Origin of the sequence: Mesorhizobium sp. (assembly GCF_041661565.1) — a bacterium.
In the GTDB taxonomy this organism is placed as follows: domain Bacteria; phylum Pseudomonadota; class Alphaproteobacteria; order Rhizobiales; family Rhizobiaceae; genus Mesorhizobium.
The window spans coordinates 1-5,111 of sequence record NZ_JBAZUD010000226.1 but is presented as its reverse complement, the minus strand read 5'-3'; the positions used below and the strand labels follow the sequence as shown (position 1 = coordinate 5,111).

The window sequence follows — 5,111 nt, the reverse complement described above, 5'->3', positions numbered from 1 at the left end:
GCAGGAGCGCGAGCGGAACGAAGTCGCGGTCGGCGAGCACCTAGCCTATATCGAGGCCCTCAAATCACGCGACCTCGGCAAGGTCGACGCTGCCTGCCGCAAGCATCTGAAGTCGGCGCGCCAGACATTGCTGACCTCGATCCCGGAGAGCCGGCTGCCGATGAAATCCTGACCATGCCGCGTTGCCGCAGTATCGAATTGCAGATTTTCGACCCGTCGCTGCCATGATAGATATCACCCCGTCGGTGCTGAAGAGGCAAATGGTTTGAAGGGCCAAGTCATCTGAACAAGAGGGGAAGACGGTGGAGCATGCCGGTCGCGCTTGTCGCGGCTTATCTGCTGCTGCTCCAGTCGACGCTCGGCGCGTTCGCCTTCGGCACCGGGCCGAAGGATTCGCAATTCGACGCGTTCGGCAATGTGATCTGTACGCATGAGGGCGCCGCGCAGCTTCCCGGCGGCAATCCGCCGCCCTCGCACCTGCCGGCGTGCTGCGCGCTCGGCTGCGGCATGTTCTCGTCGGCCGTCGCGCCACCGCCCAATGCGGAACCGGCGCTGGGCAGCCGCTCCTTCGAAACGGTCACCTTCGTCTTTCCAGCGGGCGTCCATCTTGATTTTGCGCGCCAGCGCTCGCCATCGAACCCGCGCGCGCCGCCGCTGGCCGCCTGAGCAGCCAGCCCGTTCGCGGGCGTACTCACCCAAGATCAAACTTGTCGCGGCCGGCAACGGCGCGATCTTCATTCCATGGAGCTACCATGTCCCGTTCTTTCCAAACTGCCGCGCGTCCGACGCCCGGTCCCCTCCTGCGCAGGATCGAGGAGCATCTCGGCATTGCCGTGCTGACCCTTGCCCTTCTGTTCCTGGGCGCCCAGACCGTTTTCGCACATGAGTTCAAGGTCGGCGATCTCGAAATCGGTCATCCCTGGTCGCGTGCCACGCCGGCCGGCGCCAAGGTGGCCGGCGGCTATTTCACCATCACCAACAAGGGCGGCACGGCAGACCGGCTGCTGTCGATTTCGTCCGACATCTCCGAAAAGGCCGAGCTGCACGAGATGGCCGTCAAGGACGGCGTCATGACCATGCGGCCGGTTGCCGGCGGCCTGGAGATCCCGGCCGGCGGCAAGGTGGCCCTGGCGCCCGGCGGCTATCATCTGATGTTCGTCGGCCTGAAGCGGCAGCCCAAGCAGGGCGAGAAATTCTCCGCCACGCTGACCTTCGAGAAGGCCGGTGCCGTCAGCGTCGATTTCGCCGTCGAAGCCATGGGCGAGATGGGCGGCATGGACGACCACGCGGATTGATCAGGCCAATTTCAGAATCTTGAAGTCAGAGGGACCATCATGAACAAGTATCTCTTGTCGGCGGGCGCGTTTCTCGCCTTGGGGACAAGTGCCGCCTTCGCGCATATCACTCTCGAAACCCAGGAGGCCCCGGTCGGCTCGACTTACAAGGCCGTGCTGCGCGTGCCGCATGGCTGCGACGGCAAGGCGACGACCGCACTGCGCGTGCAGATCCCGGAAGGGGTGATAGCGGTGAAACCCATGCCGAAGCCAGGCTGGACGCTGCAGACCAAGAAGGGAAAATACGAGAAATCCTACCAGCTCTACGGCCAGGCGGTGACCGACGGGGTCAAGGAAGTAGACTGGAGCGGCGGCAGCCTGCCGGATGAATTCTACGACGAGTTCGTCTTTCGCGGGACACTGGCGGCGGACCTCCCGATCGGCGAGAAACTCTACTTCCCGGTGGTGCAGGAATGCGACGGCGCCGTCGACCGCTGGATCGAGATCCCGGCGGCCGGGCAAGATGAGGACGCGCTGGAAACCCCCGCTCCCGGCATCAAGCTTTTGCCGAAGAAATGATCTCCTCGCGGCGCGCCTTGCCTGCTGGGCGCGCCGCAGGTTCGATGGCTGTGACATGAACGCGATATGCCCCCTTCAGCGCACCGATATGACCGGTGGACCGGCCGTGCGGATTGCTGGATGGCTGCTGGCCGTCGTGATCGCGCTCATCGTCATGGCCTCGACCAGCCAAGCCTTCGGCCACGCCGCGCTGATCAAGGCCGACCCGGCCGACGGTGCGGTGCTGGCGCAGGGCCCGGCGCAATTTTCGCTGACCTTCAGCGAGCCGGTATCGCCCCTGGTGCTGACCCTGGTGAGGCCTGACGGCACCCCGGTACCGCTGACCAGCTTCCGTCTCGGCGACCAGACCGTCACGATCGACAATCCGCAAGCGCTCAAACCAGGCACACATGTGCTGAGCTGGCGCGTCATCTCCGCGGATGGCCATCCGGTTGGTGGCTCCTTGCTGTTTTCCATCGGCGCGCCGACCGAGCCGCCGGTCGTGTCCGAGTCCATCGATTGGCCGCCGCGGTTGGCGATCTGGATAGGCAAGGTCTTTCTCTACATTGGTCTTTTTCTCGGCGTCGGCGGCGCCTTCGCCTTGGCCTGGTTGGCCGGGGATGGCCGTGCCGGTCAGCGCTTCGTCACGGCCACGATCCTGGGCGGGCTGGTCGCGGCACCTATGTCGCTGGGCTTTCAAGGTCTCGACGCGCTCGGAGCGCCGCTCTCCCATCTCGCTGAGCCGGTCATCTGGCGAACCGGGCTCGCCACAAGTTTCGGCTGGACGGTGCTGATCGCCCTGGTCGCGCTGGGCCTCGGCCTGCTGTCGCTGGCCGGGCCGCGCGCTACCGCCAAGCCATTCGCCCTGGCAGGACTGGCTTGCGTGGGTGCGGCGCTGGCCGCCAGCGGCCACGCCAGTGCCGCCGAACCGCAATGGCTGACGCGGCCGATGGTGTTCCTGCATGGCGTCGGCATCGCCTTCTGGGCCGGCGCCCTGGCGCCGCTCGGTCTGGCGCTGAAAGGTCGATCGGCCGAGGCCGGGGCATTCCTGCGGCGATTCTCGCGCCTGATCATGCCCGTGGTGGCCGTGCTTGCCGTTGCCGGTGTTGTCCTTGCCGTCATCCAGGTGCAGACGCCCGCCGCGCTGGTCGCCACCGCCTATGGCCGGCTGCTGCTGATCAAGCTGGGGCTGCTGGTGTTCCTGTTCACGCTCGCGGCGCTCAACCGCTGGAGACTGACTGAATCCGCCGAGGCCGGGGCGACGGAAGTGCAACGCAGGCTCGCCCGTTCGATCGGCGTCGAGATGCTGATCGTGCTGGCGATCTTCGGCGTTGCCGCCGGTTGGCGCTTCACGCCGCCGCCACGGGCGCTGGCCATCGCGGCGGCGCAACCGGTGTCGATCCATGTCCATGCACTGCAGGCGATGGCGGACCTGACAATCACGCCCGGCCATGCCGGACCGGTCGCCGCCTCGATGGTCATCATGACCGGCGATTTCGGGCCGCTCGACGCCAAGGAAGTAACATTGGAGCTGTCCAAACCCGATTCCGGCATCGAGCCACTCAAGCGCGCGGCGACCAAGCCCGGCGACGGCAGCTGGCGTGTCGACAATCTCGTCATCCCGGTTCCAGGCCGATGGACGGCGCGCATCGACATACTGGTCTCCGATTTCGAGATGGTGAAGATCGAGGCGCCTGTCGACATCAGGCCGTAATCGACCCACGCCATGATCCCATGCGGGAATGTTGGCGAAGGCGCTCAGTCCGTGTCTGGCCGCAACACAATTCGGCGAGGCGGTTGACGTGACCTGAAAGGCCCGTCAATCATCTCGCGACCAATGGGCATCCGCGAGATCGCGGCCTTCAACCACAAAATCCGAAGGTAGGAAAGAACGATGGAAAAAGCCGAAATCGGCCTGATCGGCCTTGGCACAATGGGCTCCAACCTGGCGCTCAACATAGCCGAGCATGGCCACCGCATCGCCGTCTTCAACCGCACAAAGGCACGGACCGACGCGTTTCTCAACAATGCCGGCGCGCTCAGGGACATGGTTGTGCCTTGCTACAGCCTGGAGGAACTCGCCGCCGCGATCAAACCGCCCCGCCCGGTCATCATCATGGTCCTGGCCGGCAAGCCGGTCGACGAGCAGATCGAGGCCTTGCGCGGCGTTCTGTCGGCCAACGACATCGTCATCGATTCCGGCAACGCGAATTTCCGCGACACGATGCGCCGTTTCTCCGAGCTTTCCAGCTCCGGCCTGACTTTCATAGGCATGGGCGTGTCCGGTGGCGAGGAGGGCGCGCGCCACGGGCCGTCGATCATGGTTGGAGGCACGGAAGACTCATGGAAGCGCGTCGAGAACGTGCTGACCGCCATCTCCGCCAAGTTCAAGGACGAACCCTGCGCGGCATGGCTCGGCACCGACGGCGCCGGCCATTTCGTCAAGACCATCCACAACGGCATCGAATATGCCGACATGCAGATGATCGCCGAGATCTACGGCATCCTGCGCGACGGGCTCGGCATGGGGCCGAAGGAGATCGGCGCCGTCTTTGAAGACTGGAACAAGGGCCGGCTCAACTCCTACCTGATCGAGATCACCGCGAAGGTCCTCGCAGCCGACGATCCGAAGACCGGCAAGCCGGTGGTCGACATCATCCTCGACCGCGCCGGCCAGAAAGGCACCGGCAAATGGTCGGTCATCGAGGCGCAGCAGCTGGGCATCCCAGCGACCGCGATCGAGGCGGCGGTGGCAGCGCGCGTGCTGTCGTCGATCAAGGACGAAAGGCTGGCGGCCGAAAAGGCCTATGGCGATATCGGCGTGACGAAGATTTCCGGGGACAGGGACGCGCTGCTGAAAGATCTCGAACTGGCGTTGTTCGCCGGCAAGATCGCCGCTTACGCCCAAGGTTTCGCGGTGATGAGCGGCGCCTCGAAGGAGTTCGGCTGGAACCTGCCGATGCCGACCATCGCCAAGATCTGGCGGGCCGGCTGCATCATCCGCTCGCAATTGCTGGACACCATGGCGGACGCCTTCGGCGCGGGCGGTGCAGCCACCAACCTCCTGATGGCGCCGGCCTTTATCGCTTTGATGCAGGAGGCGCATCCATCGCTGCGGCGCGTCGTGGCCAAGGCGTCGGAGGCTGGCACGCCGGTGCCGGCGCTGTCGTCCGCGCTGGCCTATTTCGACAGTTATCGCCAGGGCCGCGGCACGTCCAACCTGATCCAGGCGCAACGCGATTTCTTCGGCGCGCACGGCTTCGAGCGCATCGGCGAGCA

At 65.3% G+C, this 5,111-nt stretch carries 5 protein-coding genes and 1 pseudogene; all 6 read left to right on the top strand.

The features are described from left to right. Positions 1–172 (top strand): annotated as a pseudogene (locus WC739_RS24490) (GntR family transcriptional regulator); the annotation flags it as partial. A 137-nt stretch (positions 173–309) separates the two neighbouring features. Continuing rightward, positions 310–666, top strand: a complete 357-nt coding sequence (locus tag WC739_RS24485; RefSeq protein ID WP_372955575.1) for a DUF2946 family protein — start codon at positions 310–312, stop codon at positions 664–666. Between the two features lie 86 nt (positions 667–752). Further along, positions 753–1,295 carry a copper chaperone PCu(A)C gene (locus WC739_RS24480; protein ID WP_372955574.1) on the top strand — a complete coding sequence of 181 codons (543 nt, stop codon included), beginning with the start codon at positions 753–755 and terminating at the stop codon, positions 1,293–1,295. A 39-nt stretch (positions 1,296–1,334) separates the two neighbouring features. Next, entirely contained in the window at positions 1,335–1,853 is a 519-nt protein-coding gene (locus WC739_RS24475) for a YcnI family protein (RefSeq protein WP_372955573.1), read from the top strand. 88 nt (positions 1,854–1,941) lie between these two features. After that, positions 1,942–3,546 carry a copper resistance CopC/CopD family protein gene (locus tag WC739_RS24470; RefSeq protein WP_372955572.1) on the top strand — a complete coding sequence of 535 codons (1,605 nt, stop codon included), beginning with the start codon at positions 1,942–1,944 and terminating at the stop codon, positions 3,544–3,546. A gap of 180 nt (positions 3,547–3,726) precedes the next feature. Further along, positions 3,727–5,111 (top strand): NADP-dependent phosphogluconate dehydrogenase (gndA, locus tag WC739_RS24465; RefSeq protein ID WP_372955571.1); only part of this gene is annotated, 1,385 nt, incomplete at its 3' end.

Coding starts and splice junctions, on each gene's coding strand:
- WC739_RS24485 (WP_372955575.1), top strand. CDS start 310: ATGCCGGTCGCGCTTGTCGCGGCTTATCTGCTGCTGCTCCAGTCGACG.
- WC739_RS24480 (WP_372955574.1), top strand. CDS start 753: ATGTCCCGTTCTTTCCAAACTGCCGCGCGTCCGACGCCCGGTCCCCTC.
- WC739_RS24475 (WP_372955573.1), top strand. CDS start 1,335: ATGAACAAGTATCTCTTGTCGGCGGGCGCGTTTCTCGCCTTGGGGACA.
- WC739_RS24470 (WP_372955572.1), top strand. CDS start 1,942: ATGACCGGTGGACCGGCCGTGCGGATTGCTGGATGGCTGCTGGCCGTC.